Source organism: Streptococcus sp. 27098_8_148 (genome assembly GCF_041432105.1).
In the GTDB taxonomy this organism is placed as follows: domain Bacteria; phylum Bacillota; class Bacilli; order Lactobacillales; family Streptococcaceae; genus Streptococcus; species Streptococcus parasanguinis_AE.
The window spans coordinates 63,474-79,425 of the sequence record NZ_JAPVYY010000004.1 but is presented as its reverse complement, the minus strand read 5'-3'; the positions used below and the strand labels follow the sequence as shown (position 1 = coordinate 79,425).

Below are 15,952 nucleotides of genomic sequence, written 5' to 3'. Positions count from 1 at the left end.
CTAGCCTCCAATCACACCGGAGACATCCTTGGTCTTCTTGAAGACGCAGGCATTCCATTCCCCTTGGATCATGTGGGTTTCAAGGAAGAATCCTGCTGACTCAGCCGACTCGCGCACCATGTCCCACTTGTCCTTGATAATGCCACTCATGATGAGATAACCTTCATCCTTGACCAAGCGATAAGCATCATCTGTCAGATGGATAAGGATATCCGCCAGGATGTTGGCCACGATGACATCTGCCTCAATCTCCACGCCTTTCAGCAAATCGCCTGGGGCTACATGGATGTTTTCCATGCCTGGGTTGAGTTCAATATTTTCCTGAGCGACGCGAACCGCTACGTCATCCAAGTCATAGGCAAAGATTTCCTTGGCACCAAGAAGGGAGCTAGCGATGGAAAGGACTCCTGAACCTGTCCCCACATCTAGCACTGTCTCCCCACCACGAAGAACCTGCTCTAAGGCAAAGAGGCTCATCTTGGTCGTCGGGTGGGTTCCCGTTCCAAAGGCCATCCCTGGATCCAGCTTGATAATCTTTTCTCCCGCTGTCACCTCATAGTCCGTCCATGACGGCACGATGGTCAAGTCATGAGTGATACGAGCTGGTTCATAGTATTTCTTCCAGTTGTCTGCCCAGTCTTCCTCAGCCAAGGCAGTCGTACCCATCTTGACCTCACCCAGATCCATAAAGTCGGTCAATTCTGCCAAGCGAGCCTGCAAATCCGCTTCAACCGCTGCTACATCAACCGTTTCCGGGTAGTAGGCCGTCACCACGATTTCTTCTTGCTGCTCGACCTCAGGAAAAATCTCCCCGAAACGGTCGACATTCCCCACATAGTCCATGCTGTCTTCGATTGCGACCCCTTGGGCACCTAACTCGATCAAGAGGTTGGAGACCAGCTCCTCCCCTTCACGCTTCACTGTAACTTTTAACTCTTGCCATGTTTCCATCTAATTCTCCTTACTATCCATTACATTCCTTTATTACATCTGCATAATATTTTTTCATCGCCTTACGAAGTTGTCTCTTGTATCGACCAATCTTACGGTAATAGACTGAAAGATATGTCGGTATGAATAAAACAACAAACAACACTAAAAAACCCAAGGCCAGAACAACATCATCTAGTCTTCTAAAATTTCCCCCAGCAACCATGATTGGAAAGAAGAAAATAATAAAAATAACGATTGCTTTTGCTATTAAAAATCCTTCTTCTTTATGCTCTTTCATCCTTAAAAAATCTTCATAGATGGCCTTAGCTTTTTCTCTGCTGTATTGCCCATTCTCCAACTTTCTTTTGACATCGTTATCCAAACTTGTCATGCTTAAAACAGGATCAGGAACATTTCCCTCCACATAACCTCTCACCCGTTCTTGCAATTGAGGAACCACTCGATCTGAAATTAAAAACTCTTCAAAGCTCACTAACTTATAGCCCTGTCCCTCATCTCCAAAGTCGATGCGGTCAAACTCTTCTTGGGCTAGATTGCCAACTAGAAAAACGAACTGTTTTTTCTCATCCAAGAGGCCAGGATAGATTCCCGACCAGATCACTTCCTCTTTCGACAGTTGGATGCTCAATTCCTCATAAACCTCACGCGCCACACACTCAAAAGGTGTCTCATTTCCTTCCCGACCACCACCTGGCAAGTCCCACATATTAGGGTAAGGAATCGTTTCTTTATCATCGCGCAAGATGGTCAAAATTTGCCCCTCACAAATCAAGGCAATTTTACAACCCGTAAATTCGAATCGTGCTTCTAAGCAATCCTCAAGCATGAGCTTTCCCTCTTAATATCTCGGATAGGGATAAAAGGTGCTTTCTTCTAGGCCAATCTTGCCTTCTTCAAAAACTTCTTGGTTCCAGACGATCTCAAAGCTCTCTGCTTCTTCGTCTGCTAAGAAATCCATGAGCTCATCCAAGGCCAACTCAGCTGTATCTCGGAGGAAAGTCGCAAAATAGGCTAGAAACTCACGAGACAAGCCTTTTTTAGGCTCATAAGGAATCGCCGTTAAATAGGCATCTTCTTCCACATGAGACTTGGCTGGATTGTAGAAGAGCACGGCTTCTTCAAAGAAAATATCCTCATCAGACTCTTCACCGGCTTCATCAACCAGTGCAACCCCGCCTGTGTTTTGCGCTTCCAAGAGAAAAGCCACTTCTACCGCATGGTTTTTCTTATCCCAATTGATCTCAAAATCAAAGGGAAAAACCTTGTCCATCTCCTCTTCTAAAACATCCAAAAATCCGTATTTAGACATAGCGTCCTCTTTCTAATTTCCCACTCTTAGAGCGGAATATGATACAATAGTTACTACAATCTTACCATAAAAACCGTCTCTTTGAAAGGAGACAAAGCTAGAAAGGAGAAGGAAATGCCCGACAATCTCGCACTCCGTATGCGACCACGAACGATCGATCAAGTCATCGGTCAACAGCACCTGGTTGGAGAAGGCAAAATCATTCGTCGCATGGTCGAGGCCAATCGTCTGTCCTCTATGATTCTCTATGGACCTCCGGGGATCGGAAAGACCAGTATTGCTTCTGCGATCGCAGGAACGACCAAGTATGCTTTTCGGACCTTTAATGCAACAGTTGACAGTAAAAAACGCCTACAAGAAATCGCAGAGGAGGCCAAATTTTCTGGTGGCTTGGTCCTGCTCTTGGACGAGATCCATCGCCTCGATAAAACTAAACAAGATTTTCTCCTGCCTTTGCTCGAAAGTGGTCTGGTCATCATGATCGGTGCAACGACTGAAAATCCCTTTTTCTCTGTCACACCCGCTATTCGTAGCCGCGTACAAATCTTTGAGCTGGAACCGTTGACGACGGAGGAGGTCAAGCAAGCTCTAAAAACGGCGCTGGACGATCCCGACCGTGGTTTTGATTTTCCAGTCGTGCTCGATGAGGACGCTTTGGATTTCATCGCTACCTCAACCAATGGAGATCTTCGCTCTGCCTTTAATTCTCTCGATCTGGCGGTGCTGTCGACCTCTGAAAATGCAGAAGGAATTCGCCATATTACGCTAGAGATCATGGAAAACAGTCTCCAGCGCAGCTACATCACCATGGACAAAGATGGAGACGGCCACTACGACGTGCTCTCTGCTCTGCAAAAATCTATCCGTGGTTCGGATGTCGATGCTAGTCTCCACTATGCAGCTCGTTTGATCGAAGCCGGAGATCTACCCAGCCTAGCTCGTCGCTTGACTGTCATCGCTTATGAGGATATCGGTCTGGCCAATCCAGATGCGCAGATTCATACCGTGACAGCGTTACAAGCAGCTGAGCGCATCGGCTTTCCTGAGGCCCGCATTCTCATCGCCAACATCGTCATCGATCTAGCCCTTTCGCCGAAATCCAACTCAGCCTACGTTGCCATGGACAAGGCGCTGGCTGATCTTAGAAGTTCTGGCAACCTTCCTATTCCTCGCCACCTCCGCGATGGTCATTATGCTGGAAGCAAGGAACTGGGAAATGCGCAAAACTATAAATACCCTCACAACTACCCTGGCAACTGGGTCAATCAGGACTACTTGCCAGACAAGCTCAAACACGCTTCCTACTTTATTCCCAATGAAAATGGCAAGTACGAGCGTGCTCTCGGAGCCACCAAGGAGAAGATTGATCAATTTAAGAAAAAGTGATATCGGTTTCAAAAAATTGAGATTTTTCCTTGAAATATTTTCAAAATGTGGTATCATATACATATAGAAACGCTGTGGTGTACGACTTCACACTTAAGTGTTGACCGACTATTTTTTGTATTATTAGGGAAACAAAAGACTTCTGGCAGTATGCAGGCCGTTTCACGCGGAAGCAGCTAAGTCAGAGCGAGTTGCCCACCTGCTTAATTGCGCGGGTTCAATACAAATCGTGAAGTATCGGCACCAATACAGCTTTTTATATTTGCCTCCTTAGCTCAGTTGGTAGAGCAGTAGACTCTTAATCTATGGGTCACAGGTTCGAGCCCTGTAGGGGGCATCTACATACAACAGGAAAAAGCCTTGATTTACAAGGCTTTTTTGTTTGTCTATAACTGATTTGCCCCATCATTTGCCCCACATTTTTTTATGAGCAATCTTTCCAGACATCTCTGACTACGAAAAACAAAAAAGCTATCCTACCTTTGCAAATTTAGATAAGATAGCAGAATATTTTAATGCAACTCCAACTCAACTTTTTGGAACAAGTAAGGAGATTGAATTAGAAAAGAGTGTTCTTGAATCGAATGAATACTCTGATAAAGTAAGTGAGATCTTAAAGGCTGTCAAATACATCGAACATTTTCTAGAAACTGATGGACAGTACTTAGAGGATTTACTTTACCTAACAAGAGGCAACCAACTATACACAGAAGATGGAGAAGAGTTGTATATGGATCCAACTTCTCCGAAAAGAACATTTCATAACCAATATGAACCTGGTTTTATTGTAGCAAGAGATAAATCCCCACTAGAACTCTTAATTGAAAATAAGGACCTATTAGATTAAAAAAAGCGAGGATATGTACTGATCCCAAAAGTTAGATTTTTTCTGTCTAACTTTTGGGGTGCAGTACATTTTCAACTCTCTTATTTATTTTCTTATCTCACATAATTACTTCACATATCCAGGCTCATCAAATTCATTTTTTTCAATAACATATGCCACATTTGCATCCTTATTGATCAAAGAACATATATCTATTAAACTACAAAAGCTCTCTGACCGCAAAATTCCGTTAATTTACAACCTTATTCCTACTTTCTATTTTACTTTTCTGACAGATAAGATTATAATAAGGAGTATTTATTTTCGGAGGTTTTTATGTCATTTCTATCAAAAAATTGGGCAGGACTGTTAGCCTGTCTGATCATTTCTATCATCTCTTGGGTTTTAGGAGGCTTTCTGCCTGTTGTGGGAGCACCTGTTTTCGCCATTTTTATCGGAATGATTCTCTACCCCTTTCTCACTCCCTATAAACAACTGGATGCTGGTTTGACTTATAGCTCCAAAAAATTGCTTCAGTATGCTGTTATCTTACTTGGTTTTGGACTCAATATCTCTCAAGTTTTCGCAGTTGGAAAATCTTCCCTTCCTGTCATCCTTTCGACTATTTCTATCGCTTTAATTATTGCTTTCTTTTTCCAACGATTTTTTAACATGGATACAAAGCTAGCTACCTTGATTGGGGTAGGCTCTTCTATCTGTGGCGGTTCTGCCATTGCTGCTACAGCCCCTGTCATTCATGCTAAAGAAAAAGAGGTGGCTCAAGCCATCTCTGTCATCTTTTTCTTCAATGTCTTGGCAGCTCTTATCTTTCCAACTCTAGGTTCTTGGCTCCATCTCTCCAACGAAGGTTTTGCTCTCTTTGCGGGTACTGCGGTCAACGATACTTCCTCTGTAACAGCCACAGCTAGCGCCTGGGATAGTCTGTATCATACCAATACTCTAGAATCTGCAACCATTGTCAAACTGACTCGTACCTTAGCTATTATCCCTATTACTCTCTTCCTCTCCTATTGGCAAAGCCGTCAACAAGACAACAACCAAGGAGTAAAGCTTAAAAAAATCTTCCCCGTTTTCATTCTCTACTTCATCCTAGCTTCTCTGCTAACTACCGTCCTTACTTCTTTTGGTGTTAGCAATAGCTTCTTTTCACCTCTCAAACAGCTCTCCAAATTCCTCATCATCATGGCTATGAGTGCTATTGGTCTCAAAACTAACCTCGTTGCTATGATCAAATCCAGTGGAAAATCCATTCTTCTTGGAGCCCTTTGCTGGATTGCTATCATCCTGACTAGTCTTGGCATGCAATTACTCATCGGTATTTTCTAAGAAAAAAGGGAGCCTAAAGGCTACCTCAGAACGTAGACAGACGTCATTTTTGGCGTTTGTCTTTTTGTATGTTCAAAGATATTTTGTCTTATCATCTACTATTCCATCCAAAAATCTGATTTAAAGCAAAATAAAAAGGGATATTCCCTATCCATTTCGATAATTTTTTCATTAATTTGTTTTTCCATTTTATCCTCCGATTAGTCTCGCACTGATATTTATTGATAACAACACTATATTTCTAGTATAGCATAATCATTAGATATTATAGGTTTTCAAACCAAATGAGAGTCATTCGTTTTTGCCCCATTTTTAAATCATGACATTGGAAATACCTAAAAGTACTTCCCTAAAATCACTTATATTTCAATATTTTTAATTACTCTCAATATGAAAATCCTTTCCAAATCCATGCAGGGGGCATCTAAATCAACAGGAAAAAGCCTTGATTTATAAGGCTTTTTTGCTTGTCTATAACTGATTTGCCCCATCATTTGCCCCACATTTTTTTATGAGCAATCTTTCCAGACATCTCTGATTACGAAAAACAAAAAAGCTATCCTACCTTTGCAAATTTGGATAAGATAGCAGAATATTTTAATGCAACTCCAACCCAACTATTTGGAACTAGTAAAGAGATTGAGTTAGAAAAGAGTGTTCTTGAATCTAATGAATACTCTGATAAAGTAAGTGAGATCTTAAAGGCTGTCAAATACATCGAAGATTTTCTAGAAACTGATGGACAGTACTTAGAGGATTTACTTTACCTAACAAGAGGCAACCAACTATACACAGAAGATGGAGATGAGTTGTATATTGATCCAACTTCTCAGAAAAGAACATTTCATAACCAATATGAACCTGGTTTTATTGAAGCAAGGGATAAATCTCCACTAGAACTCTTAATTGAAAATAAGGAATTGTTTGATAAATAGAAAAAGCGAGGATAACCTCGCTTCAGATTGAAGTTAAAATCTTTAGAAGACACTTTTATAAGGACTTTGTCTTCAATCTGTGAAAAGGAGTGAAAACTCCTTTTCTTTTTGTAAGTCAGACTGAAACTTCCAAATTGTTTATTTATTTTATTGACATTTTCTATAAAAATAAGTACAATAGTTTTATTAGAAAACTATACTATATAGGGGGTATTGAAATGAAATTTTCTAATCGTTTACTGCTATTCCTTGCAGGAGTTGTTTTTGTCCTTTTAGGACTTTTCCTATTTACAAACCCAGTAGCTAATCTTGTTGCTTACAGCTGGTGGATTTCATTTGGTTTACTGGTTTCTTCTATAGCAGCTATTTTAGGCTATTTCTCTGCACCAAAAGAGCTTCGCTCACCTGCTTATCTTTTCCAAGGATTTGTTAGTCTTCTCTTAGCTCTTTACCTCGTTGCTTATGGCTTTGTGACCCTGCCGGTCGTCATTCCGACCATTGTAGGAATTTGGTTAATTGTAGAAGCCATTATTGCTTTCTTTAAAGGCAATCGTCTAGGATTGATTTTCCCTATTATTGGTAGCAATATCAGGTGGGTAGCCTTGCTTGAATTTTTACTAGGTCTAGTGATTCTGTTCAATCCAGTGGCTACAGGTGTCTTTGTCGTTTATGTCATTGCCTTTTCATTTTTAGTTACTGGCTTCACCTACATTATTGAGGCCTTTCGTAAATAGTCTAGTTGCTATTTCTATCGCATTCAAAAAAGCTGGGAAATCATATTCTCAGCTTTTTCGTCTCTTTAATTATCACTTTTTCGCATTCCATTCTACGTAGAAATTTGTTTTTCCATTTTATTCTCCAATTTGATCTCGCACTGACATTTATTTATAACAAAACTATATATCTAGAATAGCATAATCATTAGGTATTATAGGTTTTCAAACAAAATACGAGTCATTCGTTTTTGCCCCGCTTTTGCCCCATTTTTAAATCCTGACATTGAAAATACCTAAAAGTATTTCCCTAAAATCAGCTATATTTCAACATTTTTGTTTATTTTCAATATGAAAAGTTCTTACAAATTCATGCAGGGGGCATTTTTTATGCACAAAAAGCCTTGAAAACCAAGGCTTTTTTGCTTGTCTTAAAAGTATTTGGCTCACTTTTTTATGAATACAAATAAGTGAGCTTCATAGCAAGGCTCGCTTTTTCTGTTATGAAAGAAAGAACTTATTTTCTAGTTTTTAGATGAATCATCTCTCCAAATATCTTTCACGGTCAAATCGCCCCAATTTTTTGGGCTGAAGCGACTGGAGTAGATAGAGGTCCAGTTCACCGATCCACCACTTGCGCTTTAAAGTGGGCCGGTTTATCGTCTACATTGGTGATGGTGATGTTGTAGGGCTTTCGTTCCGTCACCCCAAATACTTCCTCAACTTCCCCTTGAACCACTATTCCATCGTTTTCTAAGTAGAAACTCTTACTTTTATCATTCGGTAAGTCTTTACGTTCTGTTTTGTCTTTTAAAAAAATGAGCTCCGTTATTGTTTGCTTTTCAACACTATAGACTATATTACTATCTTTCATCCCCCAACCTTTTCGACCGGACAATTTTAACTTCGTATCGTCTAATTTTTTAAAATGGAGTTCCGAATTATACTCTAGCTGGTCCGTATTGGGATAAACTCTCAATTGAACACTTTGACCAGGCTGGAGGGTATAGCTCCCATAAGTAAGGATCGAATAAACAAACCAGATTGCAAAGGAAGCATATAAGAATCCAATGATCTTTCGTGAACGTTTGCTTTTAAAACGACGTAAAAGTAAGACGAGAGAAATCATAAATATCAGAGGTGTTAGCATTTGTCTTCCTTTCTTACCAGCATTGACCCGGTTATGATTTCTACAGTAGCTTTTCATTTCACTCCTAGCCACACTTTCCATCTAGTATACCATAACCTGAAATGATCTAATCACAAGAACCCCACCAAACATTTGACAGCTCTTCATCGAATCCGCTATGATAAGGGTACTTGAAATTCCAAGTTTTCGTTGCATCTTAAATGTAAGGAGTCCAAAATGAAAATCTATTATTCAAAATATGTCGGATATGGCTCTCTGGCTTTTGCCTGTGCGCTCTTTATCCACTTAGCTTTTTTATCGATCCTAGGTTTTGAGGGGTTTCCAAAAATCACTTTTATCACTCTCATTCAGATCCTTTTATTGTTGATTGCGATCTATGCAACCATTGCTGGGATCAAAAGACTGACCAGTCGTCAGATCGCCTTTGAGCTGACTTCTGATGGGATCCATGCTTATCAGGGAGTGATTCTGACAAAAGATATCTTTATTCCCAAGGAAGATTTGCTGAGTGCAGCCTATAAAGTGGTCGATGTTAGTGACCCCGATCACCAAAATAGTAAGAGTTATTTCATCGAATTTCAACTGAGGGACAATACAGCACTAGAAAATCTCTCAAAATCGAATGTCATCATTAACACAGAGCACCATACCGTAAAACTCTTCGTCAATCTTTGTAAATTTAAGGAAGAAGATTGGCAAGATCTTTCCAAGTACTTGACGGACGAATACCGAATAACCGTTTTATAGCAAAGAAAAGAGAGTGGGACAGAAATCGGTAATTCGTTAGAATTCGATTTCGTCGTCCCACCTCCGCACAGTTGAGTAGGGCTGTAAAAGCTGATGAAATCAGCGTAGTAGAGCCCACTCAACCACTGCGTCTTGCTCGACAATCCAAAAACAATTGAGAGGCTAGGACTTTTGTCCCAGCCTCTTTTTAACTGCTCTTAGTTCCCCATTTTTCCTTTGGGTACGAGCAGATAGAAAAATAGCAAATTCAATCCAAATACGGCAACAAAGAGCGCCAATTGAGAGACATCGATCGTTTGTTTCTCAGTCAAATCTTGGATCAGCTTTGTATAATAATAGCCTGGGAAAGCCCGTTGTAGCTTGCCAACCAAGTCCATAAATCCTCCACTTGCGCCAAGCGTATCATAGGGAATAATGGTCATAGCGGCCAAAATAATGACAGGAAAGCCAATGGTATCAATCGTCTTGGCATCTACTCTTACCCCAAGAACAAAGCCAATCACGCTAAAGTAGATCCCCATCAAGGATAAGAGGAAAAATTGCACCAACAGGCTAGTCGTCACTGGAAAGTGAAAACCTAGAACAGCAACTACTAGTACTGCTAAAAAGATCAAGCTGTTCAAAATCAGTTGTACGATCGATTGATCCCATAAATAGTTCTTGACACTATAGCTTGTAAAGTGGGATTCAAAAGAATAAAACCCAATATCTGAGGCGATTCGCTTACTAAAGGTTGCAAGGCTATTGCCAATGACCCCGATAAATACGGCAATGCCTAATAAAATACTTGGCGAAACCCCTTTTTGAAGCTGATCAAAGAAGATATACCAGCCTATGGGTAAAATAATGGTGAATAATACAAAGCGCTTATTTCGTAAAACTTGTTTTAATTGAATCTTTTTCATGCTTGTTCCCCTCCTTTATTCATCTCTTCTCGGAAATACTGCTCAATGGTTTGACCAGCCTGGTGAATGTCCTCAACAGCCTTTGCGGCAGCAATTCGACCCTCTTTTAAAATCAAGACTTTTGTAAAAAAGGCATCAATTTGGTTAAAATCATGGGTCACCACAACAGATGTAAACTCTTGCTGCTCCAGTAATTTCCAAAAATTATCCACTGCTTCCAAGTCCATGCCAGTCGTTGGCTCATCTAAAAAAATCAACTTTGGATGATTCAAAATGGTTAACAACAAGGACAAGCGTCTCTTTTGACCACCAGAAAGACTTCCCACCATCTGCTCTCTTGATTCTCTTAATTCGACCATCTCTAAGAGTCCATTGATATCAGCCTGCTTCAGCTGATTCATCCGGCTTTTTAATTCGACGAATTCAGCAACGGTTAGATCCTCGATGAGTAGATCCCCCTGAGGCATCATCCCAATTTCTCTTTGAAAATCAAGCGAAGTCTTTATCGTCCCCGAATCAGCCTGGAGCTGCCCAGCGATAATGTTGAACAGGGTGCTTTTACCTGCTCCATTATTTCCCAGCAAGGCAATTTTATCTCCTTCTTCTATCGAAAAAGACACCCCCTTTAATACAGCTTTCTCCTTAAATGATTTTGTAATAGATGCCACCTGAAACATACGATCCCTCTTTTCTTATTGATCTTGTGTCCATTATACTTCAAGAGGAAAACCTTGGAAGCTCTCTGTCAGAATCGGTCAAAAAATCGTCGTGAATGGTCAAAAAAGAGGCTGGGACAAAAATCCTAGCCTCTCAATTGTTTTTGGATTGTCGAGCAAGACGCAGTGGTTGAGTGGGCTCTACTTCGCTGATTTCATCAGCTTTTACAGCCCTACTCAACTGTGCGGAGGTGGGACGACGAAATCGAATTCTAACGAATGACCGATTTCTGTCCCACTCTCTCTTCCATTATTCCTTCCAAAAGGTCAGGCTCTGGGTAAATCGGTAGTTTGAACTCTTGGTAGACACTGTCGTTTTGGGATACTTTTCCAGTAATTGTTGGATCTTGTACAAGCCAAGACCGCGGCCATCTCCTTTACTTGAGAAGTCCTTTTCAAAAATTCTAGCCAGATCTATTTTTTCAGCTTTTGTACTATTTTCAACTATTAAGATGAGGGAGTTTTCCTCCTGGAGCATGGCAAGAGTCAGCTGAGGGTCATCTGATTCAAGACTCGCTTCAATAGCATTGTCACAAAGGATGGATAAGAAGGTGATGAAATCTAAAACCTCGATGAATAAATCACGAACAGGTTCATCGATCTCGACAGAGATCCCAATCCCTTTATTTTGAGCTTCCAACAATTTTGCGGACAGAACACTTTTTACAGCTGGATTTTCGATGTGACTGAGTTTGGCAATATCAAACTTGCTATCGTAAAATTGTTGACCACTCTCTCGAAGAACGTTCTCATAGACTTCCCTGATCGCATTGAGGTCTTCATGCTCAATACTTAACTTGAGACTGGTTAAAATATTCAGGTAATCATGACGAAAGGCACGAATCTCCCCATAGAGCATTTCGACGTGTTGGCTATAGGTGGCTAATTCCTGCAGTTGCCTATCTTTTTGCTCTAGAATCTCTTGTTTCAATCGTTCTTTGGACACTGCATTGAAATACAAGAGCATCACAAAAAACAAAATCAGATAAATACTATTTAACTGTTCCCGTAAAGCATCTGCATGAGGAATAGCATCCTCAAAAACCACCAGACCTACAACACTGAGCAAATACACAAACATGGAAAGATCCATTGGGAGTAGGAAACGATTAAAATACTGCCGTTGAAACCCTACTTTTAAATCTGTAAAATCTAGTTTTAACAATTTAGTGATTCCTATATAAACAGGAAAGACCAGCAATTCAAGTAGAGCATCATACCAGCTGACAGATGCCTCATGAACAAGTACGATCCCTAACATTGGAAAGACATAAAAGGCTAAGAGACGCCCAATGAGACTCTCCATGACAACCGGATAGAGCCCATAAAAAATATTCAAAAGGTGTCGTATGTTACGATTTCGGTAGAAACTATAGGCAATAAATACTAAGAAATAGCCAAAAAAGCCTACCGGTGGTACAAGGGTAAAGATAATTGCAAAGAAGAAGGGGCACAAAAAGAGCCAGCGCAAGGTGAACTCTTGTCTACTGATATGACGATAGATCAGCATGCTGACGAAGAACTTTAGGTAAGACATTAGAATATCTAACAGCAATTCTTTCTCCCTTCTATTTTTTCAAAGCTTCCAGTAAGCCTCTGTACTTGGTCCGTGAGATCAAGCAATTGTCCCCATTTTCAAAAAAAGCTTTCTTGGCTTCTTTATCAATCTTCGTAATATTTTGCGGATTCACCACAAAGGAGCGGTGGCACCGATACAAGCGGGGATCTGCTTTTTCGATATCGGCAATACTAGCGTAAAATTCCAAGCGCTCTTCCTGGGTGTGTAAAATGACCTTGTGAATGGTTGGAGACGTTTCAACATACAAAATCTTATTAAAAGGAACTTGTACACGCGCCATCGCACTCTCAAACGTAAAGGCATCTTGCGCAATCGTGGTCCCAGCTTGCTCCAAGGTATAATCGATGGCTGAGCTGATTCTCTCTTTGAACTCTTCCTCACCCAGCGTTTTATCGATAAAATCCAAGGCAGCCACTTTGTACTGAAAGGTAATGGGCATAAATTCAGAGTGAGTGGTGACAAAGACAATGGTCGCATGGGGATCTTTCTTACGAATCTCTTTTGCGATCTCCAGCCCCTTTTTCTCCTCACCTTTAATCTCGATATCTAAAAAGAATAGGTGATGGGCGCCTCTCTCTGTGATAGCATCCAGCAACTGGCTTGACTTCCCAAACACTTCTGGCGCTTTGCATTGCAAGAATTTTTGACGGATGAGATCCTGCAAGACCGCTTCGATACGCGATTGTTGGATCCATTCATCTTCTAACACAAAAATCTTCAACAAAGTCCTCACTCCTTCCCCTCTACGAATATGTTCTATTTTACCATAAATGATGCCTGCTGAGCCACTCTTTCAAAAGAGACTTAATAGCCCTTCTACCTTTTCTCCTTAACAAAAAAACTCTCCCGGAGGAATCCGGAAGAGCTTGCGCAAGGGGAATTTGAAAAATATTTTTTAATATGAAAAAGGTCGATAAAATCTATGCTATGTTCAAACTCTCATTTTACTAACAGCGATATTACGATCAAGTTTTATTGTCAATAGACATGTATGTGGGAAGTTCTCCCCTTGCAACAATGTAGACCTGTGATCTACTCTTACTAGTATACACTAGAATTATTACAAAATCAGTTAATTTGTATTGCAATTTGTTGGCAAATATCCCTCTGCCTGAAAACACCGCAAATGCTTGATTCCCAAGCATCTACGCAAGTCCTCTTTAATTAGTATTTATCATTTCTGTTACAAAATTTAAAATAAAAATATTATTCCATAATAAATGAAAATCCCAAAGCACGATAAAAAGAGGCTGGGACAAAAGTCCTAGCCTCTCAATTATTTTTGGATTGTCGAGCAAGACGCAGTGGTTGAGTGGGCTCTACTACGCTGATTTCATCAGCTTTTACAGCCCTACTCAACTGTGCGGAGGTGGGACAACGAAATCGAATTCTAACGAATTACCGATTTCTGTCCCACTCTCTTTGAGCTAGTAAGACGATTAGCCAGGCCGCAACATAGTGGCTACTATCCAACGATGAGAGGTATAGCCTCAATCGTGTAACAGTTACGACAGAAAATAAAGAAGGCCTATAACGCCTTCTTTATTTTCTTAGTAAGACACTTCGGCAAGGCACCATGGTGCTTGCCATAACAATAAATGCACCTGATAAATTAACCAAGGGGTTACGACGTGAAAAGGGAGGAACGATATTTTCCTCCCTTTGAGCTAGTAAGATGATTAGGTAGGCCGCAACATAGCGGCTACCGTCCAATGATTCGGTGCTTTAGCACCAATCATTGGTATCAGGTTACATCATCCCACCCATCATGCTTGGATCCATTCCTGGTCCTGCTGGGGCTGCTGGTTCTGGTTTGTTGGCTACGACTGCTTCGGTCGTCAAGATCAGACTCGCTACGGAAGCGGCGTTTTGAAGGGCTGAACGGCTCACTTTAACTGGGTCGATGATTCCTGCATCAATCATATTCACCCATTCACCTGTTGCAGCATTGAAACCTGTTCCGACTTCGGCATTTTTCAAGCGATCAATCACAATAGATCCTTCGTAACCGGCATTGTGAGCAATTTGGCGCACAGGTTCTTCCAAAGCACGAAGAACGATATTGCGTCCGGTTGCTTCATCTCCTTCTAATTCAAGGGCTGCGACTGCAGAGATAACATTGACAAGAGCTGTACCACCTCCGGCAACGATTCCTTCTTCAACGGCTGCGCGAGTCGCATTAAGGGCATCTTCGATACGGAGTTTCATTTCTTTCAATTCTGTTTCTGTTGCAGCACCAACCTTGATCACGGCAACACCACCAGACAATTTGGCCAAACGTTCTTGTAATTTTTCACGGTCAAATTCAGAGGTTGTGGTTTCGATTTGTGACTTGATGACCGCCACACGGTTAGCGATCGCTTCTGGGTTACCAGAACCTTCGACAATGACGGTACTGTCTTTATCGACTGAAACTTTAGCTGCTTGACCAAGGGCTTCAATGGTTGCATCTTTCAATTCCAAACCAAGATCGTCTGTAATGACTGTACCACCTGTCAAGATGGCAATGTCTTCTAGCATGGCTTTGCGGCGATCACCAAATCCTGGTGCCTTAACAGCTACGACATTAAAGGTACCGCGGATCTTGTTCAAGACAAGTGTTGGAAGAGCTTCGCCATCGACATCATCTGCGATGATCAAGAGTGGACGGTTGCTTTGAAGAATGCTTTCCAACAATGGCAAGATTTCTTGGATATTTGAAATCTTCTTGTCCGTAATCAAAATGTATGGATTTTCAAGGTCTGCCACCATTTTTTCATTATCAGTGACCATGTATTGTGAGAGGTAACCACGGTCAAACTGCATGCCTTCAACGACTTCCAGTTCTGTTTCCATTCCACGAGACTCTTCAATCGTGATGACCCCATCTTTACCAACTTTTTCCATGGCTTCAGAGATGTACTCACCGACTTTTTCAGAACGAGAAGACACAGCAGCTACTTGAGCAATGGCTTCCTTGCTTGATACTGGGATCGCATTGTTTTTCAAAGCTTCTACTGCTGTTGCAACAGCGGTCTCGATCCCACGGCGGATGCCAATTGGGTTAGCACCTGCAGTAACGTTTTTGATCCCTTCACGGACGATGGCTTGAGTCAAAACAGTTGCGGTCGTTGTACCGTCACCTGCGATATCATTGGTCTTAGAAGCCACTTCTGACACCAATTTAGCACCCATATTTTCAAAATGGTCTTCCAATTCAATTTCTTTTGCGATGGTCACCCCATCATTTGTGATCAAGGGTGAACCAAATGATTTTTCAAGAACCACATTGCGTCCTTTAGGGCCCAACGTAACTTTCACTGTATCTGCTAAGACATCGACACCACGGACCATTGCAGAACGTGCATCAGATGAAAATTTAATATCTTTTGCCATTTCTCTTACC

General features: G+C 41.2%; 15 protein-coding genes, 1 tRNA gene, 1 other RNA gene and 1 pseudogene. 8 read left to right on the top strand and 10 right to left on the bottom strand.

Going from position 1 to position 15,952, the window contains the following annotated elements; all coding sequences use genetic code 11:
• The 3 genes and pseudogenes from prmA to O3646_RS04585 all read right to left on the bottom strand — a co-directional run bounded on the left by prmA (position 1) and on the right by O3646_RS04585 (position 2,263).
• Positions 1-951 (bottom strand): 50S ribosomal protein L11 methyltransferase, encoded by a 951-nt coding sequence (prmA, locus tag O3646_RS04595; RefSeq protein ID WP_125826758.1) that lies wholly within the window; start codon positions 949-951, stop codon positions 1-3.
• A gap of 400 nt (positions 952-1,351) precedes the next feature.
• Positions 1,352-1,780: pseudogene (locus tag O3646_RS04590) on the bottom strand (NUDIX hydrolase); the annotation flags it as partial.
• 12 nt (positions 1,781-1,792) lie between these two features.
• Entirely contained in the window at positions 1,793-2,263 is a 471-nt protein-coding gene (locus O3646_RS04585) for a DUF3013 family protein (protein WP_045759019.1), read from the bottom strand.
• A gap of 114 nt (positions 2,264-2,377) precedes the next feature.
• Between O3646_RS04585 and O3646_RS04580 the strand changes: the two genes are divergently transcribed.
• From O3646_RS04580 to O3646_RS04550, 7 genes are all read left to right on the top strand, one after another.
• Positions 2,378-3,649, top strand: coding sequence for a replication-associated recombination protein A (locus tag O3646_RS04580; RefSeq protein ID WP_037608262.1), 1,272 nt, complete (start codon positions 2,378-2,380; stop codon positions 3,647-3,649).
• A 66-nt stretch (positions 3,650-3,715) separates the two neighbouring features.
• Positions 3,716-3,908: non-coding RNA, 6S RNA (ssrS, locus tag O3646_RS04575), on the top strand.
• Between the two features lie 5 nt (positions 3,909-3,913).
• Positions 3,914-3,986: transfer RNA gene (locus tag O3646_RS04570), tRNA-Lys, on the top strand.
• Positions 3,987-4,082: 96 nt separating this feature from the next.
• On the top strand, positions 4,083-4,496 hold the full coding sequence (locus O3646_RS04565) for a helix-turn-helix domain-containing protein (RefSeq protein WP_371610646.1): 414 nt from the start codon (positions 4,083-4,085) through the stop codon (positions 4,494-4,496).
• Positions 4,497-4,811: 315 nt separating this feature from the next.
• Positions 4,812-5,822, top strand: coding sequence for a YeiH family protein (locus O3646_RS04560; protein ID WP_031576934.1), 1,011 nt, complete (start codon positions 4,812-4,814; stop codon positions 5,820-5,822).
• Positions 5,823-6,340: 518 nt separating this feature from the next.
• Complete coding sequence (locus tag O3646_RS04555) at positions 6,341-6,757, top strand: helix-turn-helix domain-containing protein (protein WP_371610645.1); 417 nt, start codon at positions 6,341-6,343, stop codon at positions 6,755-6,757.
• A gap of 218 nt (positions 6,758-6,975) precedes the next feature.
• A complete protein-coding gene (locus tag O3646_RS04550; protein ID WP_371610595.1) occupies positions 6,976-7,491 on the top strand; it encodes a DUF308 domain-containing protein in 516 nt (171 codons plus the stop codon).
• A gap of 503 nt (positions 7,492-7,994) precedes the next feature.
• On the opposite strand, the gene O3646_RS04545 is transcribed toward O3646_RS04550, so the two are convergent.
• Together O3646_RS04545 and O3646_RS04540 are read right to left on the bottom strand one after the other, a co-directional pair.
• A complete protein-coding gene (locus tag O3646_RS04545) occupies positions 7,995-8,093 on the bottom strand; it encodes a TipC family immunity protein (RefSeq protein ID WP_227038345.1) in 99 nt (32 codons plus the stop codon).
• The gene (locus O3646_RS04540; RefSeq protein ID WP_049486467.1) at positions 8,090-8,620 is read right to left on the bottom strand and encodes a hypothetical protein; all 531 of its coding nucleotides are present in this window, start codon (positions 8,618-8,620) and stop codon (positions 8,090-8,092) included. Before O3646_RS04540 ends, O3646_RS04545 begins: the two co-directional genes overlap by 4 nt.
• 216 nt (positions 8,621-8,836) lie before the next feature.
• Between O3646_RS04540 and O3646_RS04535 the strand changes: the two genes are divergently transcribed.
• A complete protein-coding gene (locus O3646_RS04535) occupies positions 8,837-9,367 on the top strand; it encodes a hypothetical protein (RefSeq protein WP_070465254.1) in 531 nt (176 codons plus the stop codon).
• Between the two features lie 197 nt (positions 9,368-9,564).
• Here O3646_RS04535 and O3646_RS04530 read toward each other — a convergent pair whose 3' ends face one another.
• The 5 genes from O3646_RS04530 to groL all read right to left on the bottom strand — a co-directional run bounded on the left by O3646_RS04530 (position 9,565) and on the right by groL (position 15,942).
• Positions 9,565-10,272 (bottom strand): ABC transporter, encoded by a 708-nt coding sequence (locus O3646_RS04530; protein WP_371610594.1) that lies wholly within the window; start codon positions 10,270-10,272, stop codon positions 9,565-9,567.
• On the bottom strand, positions 10,269-10,949 hold the full coding sequence (locus O3646_RS04525; protein WP_070674680.1) for an ABC transporter ATP-binding protein: 681 nt from the start codon (positions 10,947-10,949) through the stop codon (positions 10,269-10,271). Before O3646_RS04525 ends, O3646_RS04530 begins: the two co-directional genes overlap by 4 nt.
• 289 nt (positions 10,950-11,238) lie before the next feature.
• Positions 11,239-12,525, bottom strand: coding sequence for a sensor histidine kinase (locus O3646_RS04520; RefSeq protein WP_254729376.1), 1,287 nt, complete (start codon positions 12,523-12,525; stop codon positions 11,239-11,241).
• Positions 12,526-12,556: 31 nt separating this feature from the next.
• Positions 12,557-13,291, bottom strand: a complete 735-nt coding sequence (locus O3646_RS04515; protein WP_037608250.1) for a response regulator transcription factor — start codon at positions 13,289-13,291, stop codon at positions 12,557-12,559.
• Positions 13,292-14,316: 1,025 nt separating this feature from the next.
• On the bottom strand, positions 14,317-15,942 hold the full coding sequence (groL, locus tag O3646_RS04510; protein ID WP_003004647.1) for a chaperonin GroEL: 1,626 nt from the start codon (positions 15,940-15,942) through the stop codon (positions 14,317-14,319).
• Positions 15,943-15,952: the final 10 nt, after the last annotated feature.